Annotated in this window: 18 protein-coding genes; 2 read left to right on the forward strand and 16 right to left on the reverse strand. The window is 42.0% G+C overall.

What is annotated here, in order from left to right; all coding sequences use genetic code 11:
* The 9 genes from AACS90_RS08260 to fkpA form a co-directional block, all read right to left on the reverse strand.
* A partial coding sequence (locus AACS90_RS08260; RefSeq protein WP_241538162.1) for a GTP-binding protein occupies positions 1-210 on the reverse strand: 210 nt, incomplete at its 3' end.
* A 71-nt stretch (positions 211-281) separates the two neighbouring features.
* Positions 282-2390: an elongation factor G gene (gene fusA / locus AACS90_RS08265; protein ID WP_099120241.1), complete on the reverse strand. Its 2109-nt coding sequence runs from the start codon at positions 2388-2390 to the stop codon at positions 282-284.
* A gap of 94 nt (positions 2391-2484) precedes the next feature.
* The gene (rpsG, locus tag AACS90_RS08270) at positions 2485-2955 is read right to left on the reverse strand and encodes a 30S ribosomal protein S7 (RefSeq protein WP_099109204.1); all 471 of its coding nucleotides are present in this window, start codon (positions 2953-2955) and stop codon (positions 2485-2487) included.
* A gap of 99 nt (positions 2956-3054) precedes the next feature.
* Positions 3055-3429 (reverse strand): 30S ribosomal protein S12, encoded by a 375-nt coding sequence (gene rpsL / locus AACS90_RS08275; protein WP_086954597.1) that lies wholly within the window; start codon positions 3427-3429, stop codon positions 3055-3057.
* A gap of 240 nt (positions 3430-3669) precedes the next feature.
* On the reverse strand, positions 3670-3957 hold the full coding sequence (gene tusB, locus AACS90_RS08280; RefSeq protein ID WP_099120242.1) for a sulfurtransferase complex subunit TusB: 288 nt from the start codon (positions 3955-3957) through the stop codon (positions 3670-3672).
* 19 nt (positions 3958-3976) lie between these two features.
* Positions 3977-4336 (reverse strand): sulfurtransferase complex subunit TusC, encoded by a 360-nt coding sequence (tusC, locus tag AACS90_RS08285; protein WP_099120243.1) that lies wholly within the window; start codon positions 4334-4336, stop codon positions 3977-3979.
* Between the two features lie 54 nt (positions 4337-4390).
* Positions 4391-4786, reverse strand: a complete 396-nt coding sequence (gene tusD, locus AACS90_RS08290; protein WP_099120244.1) for a sulfurtransferase complex subunit TusD — start codon at positions 4784-4786, stop codon at positions 4391-4393.
* Complete coding sequence (locus tag AACS90_RS08295) at positions 4786-5538, reverse strand: helix-turn-helix transcriptional regulator (protein ID WP_099120245.1); 753 nt, start codon at positions 5536-5538, stop codon at positions 4786-4788. Before AACS90_RS08295 ends, tusD begins: the two co-directional genes overlap by 1 nt.
* A 368-nt stretch (positions 5539-5906) precedes the next feature.
* Positions 5907-6671 (reverse strand): FKBP-type peptidyl-prolyl cis-trans isomerase, encoded by a 765-nt coding sequence (gene fkpA, locus AACS90_RS08300; RefSeq protein ID WP_099120246.1) that lies wholly within the window; start codon positions 6669-6671, stop codon positions 5907-5909.
* A 435-nt stretch (positions 6672-7106) separates the two neighbouring features.
* Here fkpA and AACS90_RS08305 point away from each other — a divergent pair, with 435 nt between their 5' ends.
* Complete coding sequence (locus AACS90_RS08305; protein ID WP_099109210.1) at positions 7107-7325, forward strand: SlyX family protein; 219 nt, start codon at positions 7107-7109, stop codon at positions 7323-7325.
* A gap of 116 nt (positions 7326-7441) precedes the next feature.
* On the opposite strand, the gene slyD is transcribed toward AACS90_RS08305, so the two are convergent.
* The 4 genes from slyD to kefG all read right to left on the reverse strand — a co-directional run bounded on the left by slyD (position 7442) and on the right by kefG (position 10778).
* Positions 7442-7978, reverse strand: a complete 537-nt coding sequence (gene slyD, locus AACS90_RS08310; protein WP_099120248.1) for a peptidylprolyl isomerase — start codon at positions 7976-7978, stop codon at positions 7442-7444.
* 143 nt (positions 7979-8121) lie between these two features.
* Positions 8122-8325 carry a YheV family putative zinc ribbon protein gene (locus tag AACS90_RS08315; protein WP_099120249.1) on the reverse strand — a complete coding sequence of 68 codons (204 nt, stop codon included), beginning with the start codon at positions 8323-8325 and terminating at the stop codon, positions 8122-8124.
* 87 nt (positions 8326-8412) lie between these two features.
* The gene (kefB, locus tag AACS90_RS08320) at positions 8413-10212 is read right to left on the reverse strand and encodes a glutathione-regulated potassium-efflux system protein KefB (protein ID WP_099120250.1); all 1800 of its coding nucleotides are present in this window, start codon (positions 10210-10212) and stop codon (positions 8413-8415) included.
* A 2-nt stretch (positions 10213-10214) separates the two neighbouring features.
* Positions 10215-10778 (reverse strand): glutathione-regulated potassium-efflux system ancillary protein KefG, encoded by a 564-nt coding sequence (gene kefG / locus AACS90_RS08325; protein ID WP_099120251.1) that lies wholly within the window; start codon positions 10776-10778, stop codon positions 10215-10217.
* A 125-nt stretch (positions 10779-10903) separates the two neighbouring features.
* On the opposite strand from kefG, the gene AACS90_RS08330 reads away from it, so the two are divergent.
* Positions 10904-12853, forward strand: a complete 1950-nt coding sequence (locus tag AACS90_RS08330; RefSeq protein WP_099120252.1) for an ABC transporter ATP-binding protein — start codon at positions 10904-10906, stop codon at positions 12851-12853.
* Positions 12854-13139: 286 nt separating this feature from the next.
* Here the strand turns inward: AACS90_RS08330 and AACS90_RS08335 are convergent, their stop codons facing one another.
* The 3 genes from AACS90_RS08335 to AACS90_RS08345 all read right to left on the reverse strand — a co-directional run bounded on the left by AACS90_RS08335 (position 13140) and on the right by AACS90_RS08345 (position 17076).
* Positions 13140-14030: a LysR family transcriptional regulator gene (locus tag AACS90_RS08335; protein ID WP_099120253.1), complete on the reverse strand. Its 891-nt coding sequence runs from the start codon at positions 14028-14030 to the stop codon at positions 13140-13142.
* Between the two features lie 884 nt (positions 14031-14914).
* Positions 14915-15835: a hypothetical protein gene (locus tag AACS90_RS08340; protein ID WP_099120254.1), complete on the reverse strand. Its 921-nt coding sequence runs from the start codon at positions 15833-15835 to the stop codon at positions 14915-14917.
* A gap of 14 nt (positions 15836-15849) precedes the next feature.
* Positions 15850-17076: a hypothetical protein gene (locus tag AACS90_RS08345; RefSeq protein ID WP_099120255.1), complete on the reverse strand. Its 1227-nt coding sequence runs from the start codon at positions 17074-17076 to the stop codon at positions 15850-15852.
* Positions 17077-17131 lie beyond the last annotated feature (55 nt).

The following is a 17131-nucleotide window of genomic DNA, read 5'->3' on the forward strand; positions in this document are numbered from 1 at the left end:
GTACTCTACGTGAGAAGTAGAGATGGTGATACCACGTGCTTTTTCTTCTGGTGCGTTATCGATCTGATCGAATGCACGTGCGTTACCGCCGTAGGTTTTTGCCAGAACGGTGGTGATTGCAGCAGTCAGGGTAGTTTTACCGTGGTCAACGTGGCCGATAGTACCAACGTTAACGTGCGGTTTGGAACGTTCAAACTTTTCTTTAGACACGACTCTATTCCTTAATACCGCTCCCCCGTCACAAATGATGAGGGAGCCAAAAAGATAGTAAACTCGAAAACTTATCTAGCTTTACGAGCTTCGATAATAGCCTGAGCGACGTTGCTAGGCGCTTCGTTGTACTTCAAGAACTCCATGGAGTAAGAAGCACGACCTTGGGTCTGAGAACGCAGGTCAGTAGCATAACCAAACATTTCAGATAATGGTACTTGAGCACGAACAATTTTGCCCGTAGCTACATCATCCATACCATCGATCATACCACGGCGACGGTTCAAGTCACCGATGACGTCACCCATGTAGTCTTCTGGTGTTTCCACTTCGACTTTCATGATTGGTTCCAGCAGAACTGGCTTCGCTTTCATGAAGCCTTCTTTAAATGCCATGGATGCGGCAATTTTAAAGGCGATTTCTGAGGAGTCAACGTCATGGTAAGAACCGTCGAACAGAGCAACTTTAACGTCAACGATTGGGTAACCTGCAAGAACACCACTCTTCAGCTGTTCCTGAACACCTTTGTCAACGCCTGGGATGTATTCTTTAGGAACAACACCACCAACGATTTCGTTCACGAATTGGTAACCGTCGCCACCTGCTTCCAGAGGCTCGATACGTAGCCAAACGTGACCGAACTGACCACGACCACCGGATTGTTTAGCGTGTTTACCTTCCTGCTCAACAGAAGCACGGATAGTTTCACGGTAAGCAACCTGAGGTTTACCTACGTTCGCTTCAACGTTGAATTCACGACGCATACGGTCAACCAGTACGTCGAGGTGAAGTTCACCCATACCTGCGATGATAGTCTGACCAGACTCTTCATCACTGCTCACGCGGAATGATGGGTCTTCTTGTGCCAGACGGCCTAAAGCGATACCCATTTTTTCTTGGTCAGCTTTAGTTTTTGGCTCGATAGCAACAGAGATAACTGGCTCTGGGAATTCCATGCGCTCCAGAATGATTGGAGAGGCCATGTCACACAGAGTGTCACCAGTAGTTACATCTTTCAGACCGATAGCAGCAGCGATGTCGCCTGCACGGACTTCTTTGATTTCTTCACGTTTGTTGGCGTGCATCTGAACGATACGGCCAAAACGTTCTTTCTTATCTTTAACCGGGTTCAGTACAGTGTCACCAGAGTTAACAACACCGGAGTAAACACGGAAGAACGTCAGGTTACCCACGAATGGGTCAGTTGCGATTTTGAACGCCAGTGCAGAGAATGGCTCGTCATCGCTTGAATGACGTTCTGCTGGGGTATCTTTGCCATCTGGCAACATACCTTTGATAGACTCAACGTCAGTTGGCGCTGGCAGATATTCGATAACTGCATCCAACATTGCCTGAACACCTTTGTTCTTAAATGCAGAACCACAGGTAACCAGGATGATTTCGTTAGCCAGAACACGCTTACGCAGAGCTGCCTTGACTTCGTCTTCAGTCAGCTCTTCACCGCCCAGATATTTGTCCATCAGTTCGTCTGATGCTTCTGCTGCGGATTCGATCAGGTTCTGATGCCATTCCTGAGCCAGTTCAACCATGTCAGCCGGGATATCTTCATAAGTGAAGGTAGTACCCTGATCAGCTTCGTTCCAGTTGATTGCTTTCATTTTCAGCAAGTCAACAATACCAGTGAAGGTATCTTCTGCACCAATCGCCAGTTGCAGAGGAACTGGGGTAGCTGCCAGACGAGTTTTGATCTGCTCAACAACGCGCAGGAAGTTCGCACCCATACGGTCCATTTTGTTAACGAACGCGATGCGTGGAACATTATATTTGTTAGCCTGACGCCATACGGTTTCAGACTGAGGCTGAACACCACCAACTGCACAGTAAACCATTACTGCACCATCAAGAACACGCATAGAACGTTCTACTTCGATAGTGAAGTCAACGTGGCCTGGGGTGTCGATGATGTTGATACGGTGTGGCTCATACTGTTTAGCCATACCGGACCAGAATGCAGTAGTCGCTGCGGAGGTAATGGTAATACCACGCTCCTGCTCCTGCTCCATCCAGTCCATCGTTGCTGAACCTTCGTGAGTTTCACCGATCTTATGGTTTACGCCTGTGTAAAACAGAATACGTTCAGTTGTTGTGGTTTTACCGGCGTCGATGTGGGCACTGATACCGATATTACGGTAACGTGCTATAGGTGTTTGACGAGCCATTTTTTCCTCTCTCGTGGGCGTTCTTCAATTTGGAGAACGGGCAGCCGCAGCTACCCAGAACATATTCACTGCCGATGGATTCCCAAAAAATGGATTACCAACGGTAGTGTGCGAACGCCTTGTTAGCATCTGCCATACGGTGAACGTCTTCACGTTTCTTAACAGCAGCGCCTTTGTTTTCAGCCGCATCAGATAATTCATTCGCCAGGCGCAGAGCCATAGACTTATCACCGCGTTTACGAGCAGCATCAACGATCCAACGCATTGCCAGAGCATTACGACGAACCGGACGAACTTCAACTGGAACCTGATAGGTAGAACCACCTACACGGCGAGATTTAACTTCCACAGTCGGGCGCACGTTATCCAGTGCCAGCTCGAATGCTTCCAGATGTTCTTTACCGGAACGCTGAGCCAGGGTCTCAAGCGCACCATATACGATTGCTTCTGCGACAGACTTTTTACCGTCTACCATCAGGATATTTACAAATTTGGCCAGCAGTTCTGATCCGAACTTTGGATCTGGCAGAATTTTACGTTGACCAATTACACGACGACGTGGCATGGAAATACTCCGTTTCGAATTTCAGGGTTGTCCAAAACTCTACGAGTTTATTTTGACATTTAAAGTGAACAATGTTTGGCCTTACTTAACGGAGACCCATTAAGCCTTTGGCTTCTTCACACCGTACTTAGAACGAGCTTGTTTACGGTCTTTAACACCGGAACAGTCCAATGCACCGCGAACAGTGTGGTAACGCACACCTGGCAAGTCTTTAACACGACCGCCACGGATCAGGATAACGGAGTGCTCTTGCAGGTTGTGGCCTTCACCACCGATGTAAGAAGTCACTTCGAAACCGTTAGTCAAACGAACACGGCATACTTTACGCAGTGCTGAGTTTGGTTTTTTTGGAGTGGTAGTATATACACGAGTACATACGCCACGTTTTTGCGGGCAAGCTTCCAGAGCAGGAACGTTGCTTTTCACAACTTTCGAGCTACGAGATTTGCGAACCAGCTGGTTAATAGTAGCCATTATTAAAAAAACTCCTGGTTTTTTTGCTTCGTAAACACGGATTTTACCCTCTGTCAGCCATGATGACAAAACGAGAGGACGCGGAATTTTATTGCTGACTTGACGAGGTGTCAAGAAATATACAGTCTTTCTATATGTTGGTATCTGTCAGTATTCTGTCAGCGCACTAAAAAGTTCACAGACCACTGATTTATTAACTGAATGATCACAGGCAATATCTGCGGAAAAAATGCGGAATATTTACCAACTTAAACTTTGCTGATGTTTCACTGTTAAACTGACAAAGCCATTGTAATTGACCATCTTTACATGCTCTGAAACCCGCTCCGTAAGCCCCCGGGCATCCAGATCCTCCTGTAAGGCATAGATACCCGCACCTGTATGAATCAGCTCAGCTAAATAGGGATTGCCATGAACACCCAGTAATACCCCATTTTGCAGCATCAGGACATCATCTGCATCAGTGATCAAGCCCAGTATTGCATTGAAGTCATTCTGATAAGGTGAGCATCTAACAGTATATAACATGTCATCTCTCCAAAGTAGATTAAAATTTCAACACAACATCGTAGCCCGCCAGCATTTGCCGGATTGCCGCAGCCGAGAGAAACTCAGCTTCCAGAATAAAATCATCTTCTGGAGCAAATCCTCTAACCGTCAGATCTTCCAGGCAGATATAACATTTCTCAATGTCATACAGAGGTAAAATCTTAAATGTTGAAATATAGTCACGTGACAGGATTTTATCCGGCTGCTGGTTGGACAGCAGCTGAAGTACTCCATCAGAAATAAAGAATACGCCGACCTGCTCCGTCAGTGCTGATGTTGCAAGCAGTGCATCCAGCCCTTCTCTACCAGCAGAAGAGCCGTGGGGGGCTTCAGTAAAAATGAAGGCGATTTTTTTCATTATAAATGTCTTCCTGTTATGCCCCTAACCCTGTGCCATTAAGTCGTCGTACCCTTAAAATTGTACCACGCGATCACACAGCATCATGGCCTCAGCCAAAGAACCAAGACCACTGAGTTCAAAACCATCGGCGAGATTTGCGGACCTCAAATCCAGTTCACTTGCCTGCTGCTCATCCACGACGCCGCGTCGTAACGCGGCTGCAATACAAATAAACAGCTCAGACTGATGCTGAACAGCCAATGACTGCCACGCCCTGACAAGATCAATCTCATCATTGGCAGGTGCAGTCAGCTGATTACCGTTCTGGACGCCTTCACGATAAAAAAACACGCTATGCAATTTATGACCAGAGGCAATAATTGCCTGAGCAAACTGATAGGCACTACTGGCTTGCTGAGTCCCGTATGTCGGCCCGGTTACCAGTAAGCAGTAAGACAGTGGCAACATTACTTCTCCGGGTGTGCACATTCACCGTTTTTAAACTGGCGAATATAGAGGTATACCGTATGCTTGGAGATATTCAGGCGGTCAGCGACCTGATTAATCGCATCTTTGATATCAAAAATGCCCTTCTCATAAAGGTTCAGAACAACCTGCCTGTTTTTGGCATTATTGGAAACATTGCGATCCGCATTCACTTCTTCGATAGTGAATTCCAGTGTCTGAGCAACAAGATCATCCACGGAAGAAGCAAAATTGACGTTTGAAGAAACCTCGTGAGTTTTTTCAGGGATAAAAGTCTGAATAATTTCAGAAAAAGGCACATCAAGATTCATGTTGATACACAAAAGCCCGATAACCCGACGCTGACGATTGCGAATAGCAATAGTGACCGATTTCATCAATGCGCCACTTTTCGCCCTTGTGAAGTAGGCTCTGGAAACAGAAGAGTCTTCATCAGTAATATCGTGCAGCATCCGTAATGCCAGATCGGTAATAGGAGAACCGATTTGACGACCGGTATGCTCTCCGTTAGCTATTCTGACAGCTGAACATTTAAGGTCTTCCAGTGAATGAAGAACAATTTCACAATGCCCACCAATCAGCATAGCCAGGCCATCAACTGCCGCTTCATAAGACTTTAAGATTTCATGATCCGTTTCACTGAACGGTTGATTTTCCAGTAAATCAATATCGCTGCTATCACCGGATATTTTATCACCAGATATTTTTTCACCAGAAAATAACGGGGTAGACATGTAATACACCATCCTTCAAGCTTAGACTCCGCCTCACCAAAACATCAGGGAGAGATTTATTATAACCGCACTTAGCAGAAAACATTTTTAATACGCTGTATTCTATCCAGAATAATGACGTTAAAACTACATTAAATTATCGTCAAGTTCTCGCTGGGCAGACCATTCGGCCTTATCACAGCCTAGTGTTCGAATACACCTGATATATGAGAAAGTTATTCTATTTAATACCGTAGAAAATAATAAGTGGTCAAACTCATTTTCTATATTTAATCTTTATAACTTATCAAGTCGAAGTAAATATTCTCATAACAAAACAGGGGCATGATAGCCCCTGTTATAAAATCACGTATTAATTACGATGAAAATTATTTTGTTTTCGCGCTAGGTTTAATATCCAGCAATTCAATTTCAAAGACCAGAGTTGAGTTAACCGGAATTCCCTGAACACCATTTTTACCATAAGCTAACTCAGGTGGAATAACCAGCTTCATTTTTCCACCTTTTTTCAGGTGCTGAAGACCTTCTGTCCAGCCAGGAATAACACCATCCAGAGGGATAGACAGAGGTTCTTTCCGGTCATAAGAACTATCAAACACTTTCCCGTCAATCAAAGAACCTTTGTAGTTCACGATGACAGTATCGGTTGATACAGGAGTCTTGCCCGTTCCTTCACGTTCAACTTTGTACAAAAGACCTGATTTAGTTTTGACTACTCCAGCTTCCTTAGCGAACTGTTCCCGGAATTTATTTCCTTTCTCGCTATTTTCGCTCGCTTCTTTTTCCATTTTAACTTGTAAAGAAGCCCTGATTTTTGCATCAAACTCACTGAGGATCTGCTGAATTTCGCTATCATTCAGTTTGCTTTTATTATTTATTGCGTCTCCAAAGCCAGACATAACCTGAGATTTATCGAGGTCGATACCCAGTGCTTTCTGTTCCTCTAAAGATTTTTCCATATAACGACCAATGGAAGCTCCCAACGCATAAGAGTTCTGCTGTTCTGCGGTCTTGAAAGCTTTATTCAATTTCACTTCGTCGCTGGCTTTTGCTTCATTAGCCATTACATAAGGTACACCGAATGTCATTGCCAGTGTAGTTGCTAACAAAGTTGTTTTTAAGAATGATTTCATCATATTCTCCAATAAATTTGACTGAATTTGTCATCAGCAAAAATCATGCAACCACATGTACTATAACTGCCTACTAAAACCAATAACAATATTTGCTATACATTGGCCTGAAAAAGATTAGCACCATATTGATGTAAAAAGCTTTTTACTTATTCTGTTTTTTCTTCACTTTTCTCCGCCCTCACCTTTGCCAAAAGGTTTAGACCCAATGGATTTCGAATTGCATCGCGGCGGCAAGAGAACTCATTCCCGGGAGCATAGCTAACCGTATGTTTATAAAAACTGTGACCGGGGTGAGTGAGCGCAGCCAACAAAGAGGCAACTTGAAAGGCGAAGGGTATAGGCATCAGGCTACCGGTATTATAGTATCAACCCGATTAGAATAATCATTTCACCATGAAATTAAATGAACAAACAAAGATGAGAGGGGAAATAATGGAATTATCCAGCTTTGAACAAAGATTTGAGCAACTGGAAACTAAACTGGCCTATCAGGAAATGACCATTGAAGAATTAAACCAAGAGGTTAGAAAGCAGCAGGTAGAAATAGATAGACTGAAAGAGCAGTTAAAATTAATGGCAGAACGACTGAAAACCCACCAGTCATCAATTATCGCACCAATGTCAGAAGAAACACCCCCTCCGCACTATTAAGAGCCTACTTCGTGGAGACAGCTCCAGCATGACTGATCGGAGTCAATACCTGCCAGCAAAGGCCGGGGCAAACCGTAAAAAAGAGAAGCTCGTCAGCTTCCCTTTTTTCCTGCCAATTAGTGGCAGCTACCGCCGCAGCAGCTGTGCTCTTCGTGATCATGCTGGTGATCGTGATCACCACAACCACCCTGACCATGCACGTGACCGTGAGCCAGTTCTTCTTCTGTTGCTTCACGAACCGCAACAATTTCAACGTTGAATTTCAGATTCTGACCAGCCAGCATGTGGTTGCCATCAACAACAACGTCATCGCCTTCTAAAGCGGTAATTTCAACAGGTACTGGCCCCATATCAGTATCAGCCAGGAAACGCATACCCACTTCTAATTCTTCAACGCCAACAAAAACATCTTTTGGTACGCGCTGAACCAGATTTTCATCATACTGACCATATGCATCGTCAGCTTCAACGCTTACATCAAAGCGCTCACCAGCCTCACGACCTTCCAGTGATTTCTCTAAACCGCTGATCAGGGAACCACGGCCATGCAGATAGTCTAACGGTGCGCTCACCGGGGACTCATCAACTAAAACACCATCTTCTGTTCTTACTTGATAAGCCAAGCTGACCACCAAATCTTTTTCTACTTTCATGACATCTCCTACAATACCCGGGTAAAAACGTGAGGGAAAATTCTTACGTTACGACTAAAAATGCCGCTGATTGTACCGGAATTCTACTTCACTGTATCTGGTAATGAAAAAATTTATCCATTATCTGTTGTAACTTAGTTCAGTTATTTCGGCGTAAAAATACCGATAACCTGCTCCTGATCTCTGACATGAGGTGTTACAGATTCATCGGTTTGCCGCTGAAGATGCCCACAACTGACACATTCCACAACATCCACTTTATTCTCCTGCCACATGGCCAAAGTATCCTGTGACTGACACTTTGGGCAAACGGCTCCTGCAATAAAACGCTTACGACTGACAGACATATTTCCCCCATTACTTCATATACTGTGATGTTATTATTGTCGGTATACACAATGGATTTCGACAAAGTATATAGTTATTTCATATCATCACTCATCCCAGCCTTCCGGCTGACGACGTTCATTAAGCATTTCCCGTTCAAATAACTCTTCCAATTCACGACGGGCTTCTTTTACACGGGATATATGTGCCACATCGCCCTGTAGATGAGGCATAAGCTCACGCAACATGCGCATATCCAGACGCCTAAAATGTTGCTGGGCACGATAAGCACGATGAGGATGAATACCCAGCCCTATCATGGTTTTTCTTCCGACTTCCAGCGCACTTGAAAATGTTTCCCGGCTAAAATCCTGTACACCACTTTGCAACAGCTCATGGGCTTCAAAGCGCCCTCTTGCACGTGCAATGATGTGCAGATGAGAAAAATGTTGCTGGCATAATCGGACAATGGTCATGGTATCTTCCGGTTCATTGCAGGTAATGACAATCGCTTTAGCTTTGTCAGCTCCCGCAGAACGCAGCAGTTCCAGCTCACTTGCATCACCATAATACACCTTATAACCATAACGGCGCAGCGTGCTGATCGCACTGACATCGCGCTCCAGCACAGTGATACGGATTTTATTTGCCATTAAAAGCCGCCCGACAACCTGCCCGAAACGACCAAAACCCACCACAATAACCTGTGGAGCGTTATCTTCCACAAAAGGTGTTTCATTGCTTTCTGGTTGTCTATTGTAACGACCGGTTAATATCCGCTCGACTAATGTCATCACCAGCGGTGTTGTCATCATCGATAATGTCACCACTACCAACAAAAATGACATCTGGTTCTTATCTAACACCTTCTCTCCAAGAGCAGCTGAAAATAAAACAAAGGCGAATTCTCCCCCCTGACTCAACACCCCGGAAAGCTGCATACCCAATGAATTTCCTAATCCAGAAATTCTGCCAATAACATACAATATGGTACTTTTTGTCAGCACCAGAGCCAAAACAGCAAGCAATACATCTGGCAAATGGCTCAACAGCACACCAATATTCAATGACATACCAACAGAAATAAAGAACAGCCCCAGCAACAATCCCTTGAAGGGTTCAATGGAAATTTCCAGCTCATGGCGATACTCACTATCAGCAAGCAACACCCCCGCAATAAACGTCCCCAGAGCCATCGAAAAACCCAGTGTTTCCATAAAAACCGCAGCACCAAGAACAACCAGTAGCGCAGCGGCGGTAAACACTTCTCTGACACCTGATTTCACCACCAAACGAAATAAAGGACGTAATAAATAGCGCCCACCCAACAACATACCGGCAAAGGCAATAATTTTAAGGCCGATACGATACCAGTCACCGGAAGCCGTACCACCCGCCAGTATCGGGATCAAAGCTAAAGCCGGAATTAACGCAATATCCTGAAACAACAAAATAGAAAAACCGAGTTGCCCACCTTCGTTATTTGCCATGCCTTTTTCCCGCATTAATTGCAGCGCCATCGCGGTTGACGACATAGCAAGCCCCACACCACCGATAACAGCAGCCTGCCATGAGAAATTTGTCAGACAAAGAAACGAAGCCAGAACTAGCGCAGTCAGCACAACCTGCACTGTACCGGCACCAAAGATAGAACGCCTGAGTTGCCAGAGTTTTGCCGGATTCAGTTCAAGACCAATGATGAACATCAGAAAAACGACACCAAGCTCAGAGAAATGGAGGATCTCACCAACATCCTTGATAAGTCCGGCTCCCCAAGGGCCAAGTGCGATACCGGCAAGAAGATACCCCAGAACGGCTCCGATTCTGAACTTCTGAGCCAGAGGAACAGCGACAACAGCAGCAAACAGAAATAATATTCCGGCGCTTAACAGCGCTGAAGTCTCCATGATTAAAGCCCTCCCAAAGACAGTGGCGCTTTAAGCCATTCCCAATATGCATTAGCATGACTGACAAGCACCTCAGGTGGCTGACGTCTGGCCCAGTAAAGGATCATCGGGGACAGCCAGTGCATATGGCACATCGAAGCCACCAATTCGAAAGGCCGGAGAATTTCCTCCATCGAATAACGGTTGTGCCCACTGCTGCAAAAAGCACCTTCAGGCTCTCCCGTAGTGATGACAGAGCGCCAGTATTTATTTCTCAGCATCGGCTCGGTGCCGCCAATAAAATCACGGCTTAACACGCGATCCATCCACTCTTTCAATAAAGCAGGGCAGCTATAAGTATAAAGAGGATGCTGAAACACAATGATCTGATGCTCACTTAAGAGCTTCTGCTCTGCCGGAACATCAATAAAAAAATCAGGATAACAGCCATACAGATCGTGAACAGTGACGTTTTCCAGCTCCCGAACCGTCTGGAGCAATACCTTATTGACCACAGAACCCTGCGGTTCCGGATGGATATACAACAGTAATACCCTGGGCGGCAAAACATGAGATGACAATATCATCAATCCCCCCTCAGGACGTGTCAGGTCACCTATTTTCCGCTACCATGCACGCCAGACTATCGAAACAACGAAACGAACAGATACAATGTAATTATTAACTTAACATACTCTATACAGACAATATCATGATTGTTTTTTCTTCTCTGCAAATCCGCCGAGGCGTCCGTGTTCTGCTGGACAATGCCAGCGCAACCATCAATCCCGGCCAGAAAGTTGGGCTGGTGGGTAAAAATGGCTGTGGTAAATCAACCCTGCTTTCATTACTGAAAGGTGAACTTCAGGCTGAAAATGGCTCTGTGACATTTCCCGGTAATTGGGCTTTGGCATGGGTAAATCAGGAAACTCCCGCTCTGGAAATTTCAGCGCTTGAATATGTGATCGACGGTGATCGCGAATTCCGCCAACTGGAGCAAAAGCTGAAAATAGCCAATGAACAGAATGACGGCCACGCTATCGCCCACCTTCACGGCCAACTGGACACTATTCAGGCGTGGACAATCCGCTCTCGCGCTTCCAGCTTGTTGCATGGTTTGGGCTTTTCTCAGGCACAGCTGGAACAACCTGTCCGTTCATTTTCCGGTGGCTGGCGTATGCGCCTCAATCTGGCTCAGGCACTGATTTGCCGCTCTGACCTGCTGCTGCTGGATGAGCCAACTAACCACCTTGATCTGGACGCAGTAATCTGGCTTGAAAAGTGGCTGAAAAGCTACACAGGCACTTTGATTCTGATCTCCCATGACAGGGATTTCCTCGACCCGATCATCGATAAAATCCTGCATATCGAGCAACAAAATTTATTCGAATATACAGGTAATTACTCTTCCTTTGAGCGGCAACGCGTTGCCAAACTTGCCCAACAACAGGCTTTGTACCAAAGCCAGCAAGAAAAAGTGGCGCATTTGCAAAGCTATATTGACCGTTTCCGTGCTCAGGCCACCAAAGCCAAACAGGCACAAAGCCGGATCAAAATGCTGGAACGCATGGAATTGATTGCACCAGCCCATGTTGATAACCCCTTCCGTTTCAGCTTCCGAAAGCCGGACAGTCTGCCAAACCCGCTATTGAACATGGAAAAAATCAGTGCCGGATACGGTGACAAGACTGTGCTGGACTCGATCAAATTAAATCTGGTTCCCGGTTCACGCATTGGTCTGCTAGGCCGTAACGGTGCGGGTAAATCAACCCTTATCAAATTACTGGCAGGTGAGCTTGAACCACAGAAAGGAGAGATCGCTTTAGCCAAAGGTATCAAACTGGGATATTTTGCCCAGCACCAGCTGGAATTCCTGCGTGCGGACGAATCACCTTTACAGCACTTAGCCAGACTCGCACCACAGGAATCAGAACAGCAGCTGAGGGATTACCTTGGCGGTTTTGGTTTCAAAGGAGACCAAGTAACTGACCCGAGCGCCCGTTTTTCCGGCGGGGAAAAGGCTCGTTTGGTACTTGCCTTGATTGTCTGGCAACGCCCGAACCTTCTGCTACTGGATGAACCCACCAACCACCTTGATCTGGACATGAGACAGGCTCTGACTGAAGCTCTGATCGATTTCGACGGCGCTCTTGTCGTGGTATCCCATGATAGACACCTGCTGCGTTCTACCACTGATGAACTTTATTTGGTACATGATGGCAAAGTAGAGTCTTTCAGCGGTGATTTGGAGGACTATCAGCAATGGCTGACAGAATTACAGCGTCAGCAATTGCGAGAGAGTCAGGAAGAAAAAACCGCGGCCGGCACTGATTTATCTACCAATAACGTCCAGAATTACAGTGCGCAGGAGCGTAAAGATCAAAAAAGACGTGAAGCAGAATTCCGCAGTCAAACACAACCATTGCGTAAGCGGCTAACCCTTCTTGAAAAGCAGATGGAAAAATTAAGTACAGAGCTGGAAAATATAGAAGAAAAGCTGTCAGATAACACAATCTATGAAAATGATCGCAAAACGGAATTAACCGAGTGCCTGTATCAACAGAATAACACTAAATCCACACTGGAAGATATTGAAGTGGAGTGGTTAGATATTCAGGAGCAAATTGAAAAAATGACAGAAACGTTTAACTCAAATCAATAAGCTTATTCTGAATCTTTATTCTCGCGCAATCATAATCGGGCATTTTAACCTAATGCCCGGTTATGATATTTCAAGCCTAAAAACATACTATTGTCTAACCTATACAAGAAATTGCCCTACTGATTATAAAAACTTAAAATCATATGATTGAGAAATATCTTTCACACATCGATTAACAGAAATATTTATAGTCATTATCAAAATCTCACGATCTTATTATTTATAATCTGCTTTGAAAAAGCATTAACATTAAAGAAATGATTCACTGACTATTTAGACTGTTATTTTAAAGATTGATCACCCATGCAGAAAAGCTTTCAGCATCACCAATCAGCTCCTCATCTATTGTCTTACTCCATACGACACCTAAGTCTATTTTCTTATCTGTTTCAAAAAGTTCCAGAGAATTCATATAATAATCCGGAATTGCACTTATCATTCTCTTAGGCACACATGTGTAAGTACCATTTTTTGTAATCATCTCCATCATCAACATGATATCATTTGTTTTTAATAACAAATTCATATTATCACTACTATAAATAGGAAAAACATTCAGACAGTCATTCAAATCAGTATTTTCTTTTTTTTCGCTCGCCATCGTCAGAGAATTCTTACTGCCATACTGACTATTTCCTATTCTGAATTTAGATATCAGCGGGCTCTTTTTCTTAAAAATATAAACTAATTTTTCAGTAAATATTTTTTTTACGTCAAACGATTTTGCCGCTGCCAAAGGCATAACGGCCACATGGAGCATACCCGCATTCAATAAATTAACCTGCTGCTCAACTGACAAACCGGTCATCAGAGCCAGTACAATATTACCTTTTTTCTCTGCAAGCTGATTCTCGATTTGAGAATAATTATGGATAGGAAAACACGAGCCGACATATAAGTGCCGGGTCACTTCCTTTTTTGAATCAAACTGCACCTGGCTTTTAAACTGTTCATAATGCGTTAAAAATTTTCTGGCATTTTCCAGCGTTTTCTGACCAAAATCTGTTAATTTTGTTCCATTTGGTCCTCTTCTGAATAATTCAGCCCCCAGAATATCTTCCAGACCGTGTATTTTTTTCGTCAAAGCAGGCTGAGAAAGGTAAAGCCTCTCTGATGCCTTGTGATAATTAAGAGTCTCAGCCAAAACGATGAAAGCTTCAAGATTGCGTATATCCATGTTCTTTCGCCCAATGGTTGTTAATAACTACAAAACATTACAGATTCATGGTGATAGCATTTTAACTTAGCGCTTTGCCAAAGGTCTTATCGGAACTACTGGTAAAAACATTGACTAATGAAATGTTAGTTAATAAGGATACAATTAGCAAAAGATTTACCACGACTTCTTAATCACAGTAATTTATAATAACATTGGTAATATAAATGAAGAATTCAACACTACAAAAAGATAATTTCACCTCCTCAAAATAATTAAATCATTTATACATAAAACCACGTTTTTCACTTCAATCATTACAATTATTGACAATTGCAAAAACAATAACCTTCACATCAAATAACTTAAGAACATCAAACCAAAAATTGATTAAATAAAACATTGCTTTAATAAAATACCATATAATCAAATCACAAGTGAATAGATTAATAACAAAAACACATAAAAGAATATAATCCTGATTTACTCGCATAATGAAAAAATAAATGGGGATTAATTTTTTACTTGCAATGAAATTGCTATAATTTTATCAGTAAGGTATTACAAATAACTTTCAGACGAAAACTAAAGAACATCAAGGAAAGGAGAAGTTAATTTAGAAATATGAAAAGCACATAAATAATCAGAACTTTAACTATAAAAAAGATAAAAACACAGATCTCACCATAGTTTTATTTTATAGTGAAACCTTGCCATTATCACATGATTGCATTCCAGTTTTTCAAATAGGAACCTTCTGTATTTATATATAAAAACAGCATATTAATTTAGCACCAAAATAATTATTAATTAAATTTTTATTTTTTTAACCTCTCAATATTATTAGCACCCATGAAAATGGGTGCTAATTTAAGTCTAGTTCCAAAAATACCACTTTTATTCATTTATTCTGGGCAATTATAACAAGGCTGTACTTTCGTACAACTAGTAAGAGTTTGGATACCCAAACTAGGATCTAACCCACAAGTATGTATTCTACCTTTCCAATAGTCTGATATGTACTTGTCATTTTTATTGACATGATACCAAAAATTAATTGTGCCATATCCATACACATTACCATTAGAATCCTGACAGCCACCTTGATTCTTATATCCCACTACATAATTATGAGGAATGGGAAAAACAATACGGCCAAGGTTAGGGTTATTAGCATCAGGCTCCATTACTTTCGTACCTATAGGAAATGGTCCGTCTCCCATTTGATAACATTCAGATTCTAGAAGAGCACAAAGTGTAACCTTACTACCAATTGGAACTTTTCCTGGAGTATAGTTTGCCCCATCTATTACAACATATAACCCTGCCCAGTCATTATTCTTCTTGTAATTAGAAATAGTATGACAAGTAACAATATTACTATCATTTTCACCACCACATTCAGGAGGGTATGGCTGTACTATATTGTCATCATCATTAATACCAAAACTTGAGTATACAGTACAAGCGCCAAATAGTGGCGGATCTGATTTATCTGTATATGTAACAATTAAATCATTTGAAGGTCTAAAAGCACCATTTCCGGAACTTTTAACAGTGTAAGAAAATCTACATGGAGTATCAGCAGGCAAAAAAATATCAAAAGGTAATTTGTATATACAGGGTGTGCCTAATTCTTCAACTTTATCAAGATTAAAGCAATTATTAGTCGAAATACCATTTACATAAAAACATATCAGATCGCCAGAATGAGCATGTTCATAATATGGAATTTCTACACAAAATTCCGTTTCCCCATGATTATATAATTTATTATTATCATATCCTTCAATTATTGGTGCAGAAAGATAATTACTATCAAGCATAAATCACCTCATTGTCAGTCAAATGTATTAATATGTCCAAACCAAGTTCTTCCATAAGAAACATCAGGATCAATATCTACTCCAATCTGATAGTCAAAATACACCTCACCATATTTACCACTAGGAAACGCAGGATTATTATTTAAAAGCCTAAGTGGTATAGGAAATATTAGCGTTGCAGTATTACCATCATATTCGTCAGGAAGAAATGGCATTATTTTATTACAACTCCATCTAAAATCACCTGAAAGAGAGTTAGTATATAAGTTTAATGTCACCTCAGAGCCAAAGGCAACTTTTGACGTATCTCCTGGGACATTTGTCCCTGTAATTACAACATAAACACCCGCATTATCACTATTGGAATAAGAAATATCTTCTTCACTAATAAAAGTGTATTGTTCTATAATGTTTCCAGATTTAACACCTTTGCTATTATAAACCTTACAAGAATCATATACTCTATTCACATCTGACCAAGGTTTATTGGGTTCTCTCATATAATTTAATTCTAACACTCTGGATTTATACGGGTATATATCTCCACTTCTCCTAATAACAATATAAGAGAACTCTGACAAACTATTACTTTTAAAAATAGAGTAAGGCAAAGTAAAATCACTAGCATATTCAAACGGGATAGATTCTTTAGTATACTCTCCATTAACAAAAAATAGTATAGATTCGGCATCTTCAACATCATCAACATTGCTAATTTGAGCTTCAAACCTACTATGTCCATTTGACTTTATATTTCCACCTGAACAGCCAATTATTTTTGGCTCAAGCAATCTAGAAGGAAGTTCTTGATATGTATGATCTACAATATAGATAATGTAATCTGCAGCAAAGATATTATCATCACCAGGTATTTGTGCATATAACTGCAATGAAACCATTGGTGATATCTTTGGATGTATAAAGAACGAAATCTCACCATGTTCATTTGTTTCAATAAAAAAACCTTCATAACCATTATATAATATAGGCTCTATTCTATCTTCATGATTAGAAGCAAATATTATTACTTCCTTCAATTTACCAAACCCTACTGAATAATCTGTAACAAATATTTTTTTCTTTGGCAAAGGATTTCCATATATACTTCTTACTGTTGTTGTTACTTCAGTAAATACATTACTAGGTGGAGTTTCAGATGAAGACGGAATTGCTAAAAAAGGATTATGAACTTTCATTCTTAATGATTTCGGATTCACATCTCCTGGTAGAGAATCTCTCATTTACTCTCTCCTTAACCAATTAATAAATCACAAATAAAAATAATATAGATATAAG

This window comes from Xenorhabdus sp. KK7.4 (genome assembly GCF_963876465.1).
In the GTDB taxonomy this organism is placed as follows: domain Bacteria; phylum Pseudomonadota; class Gammaproteobacteria; order Enterobacterales; family Enterobacteriaceae; genus Xenorhabdus; species Xenorhabdus stockiae.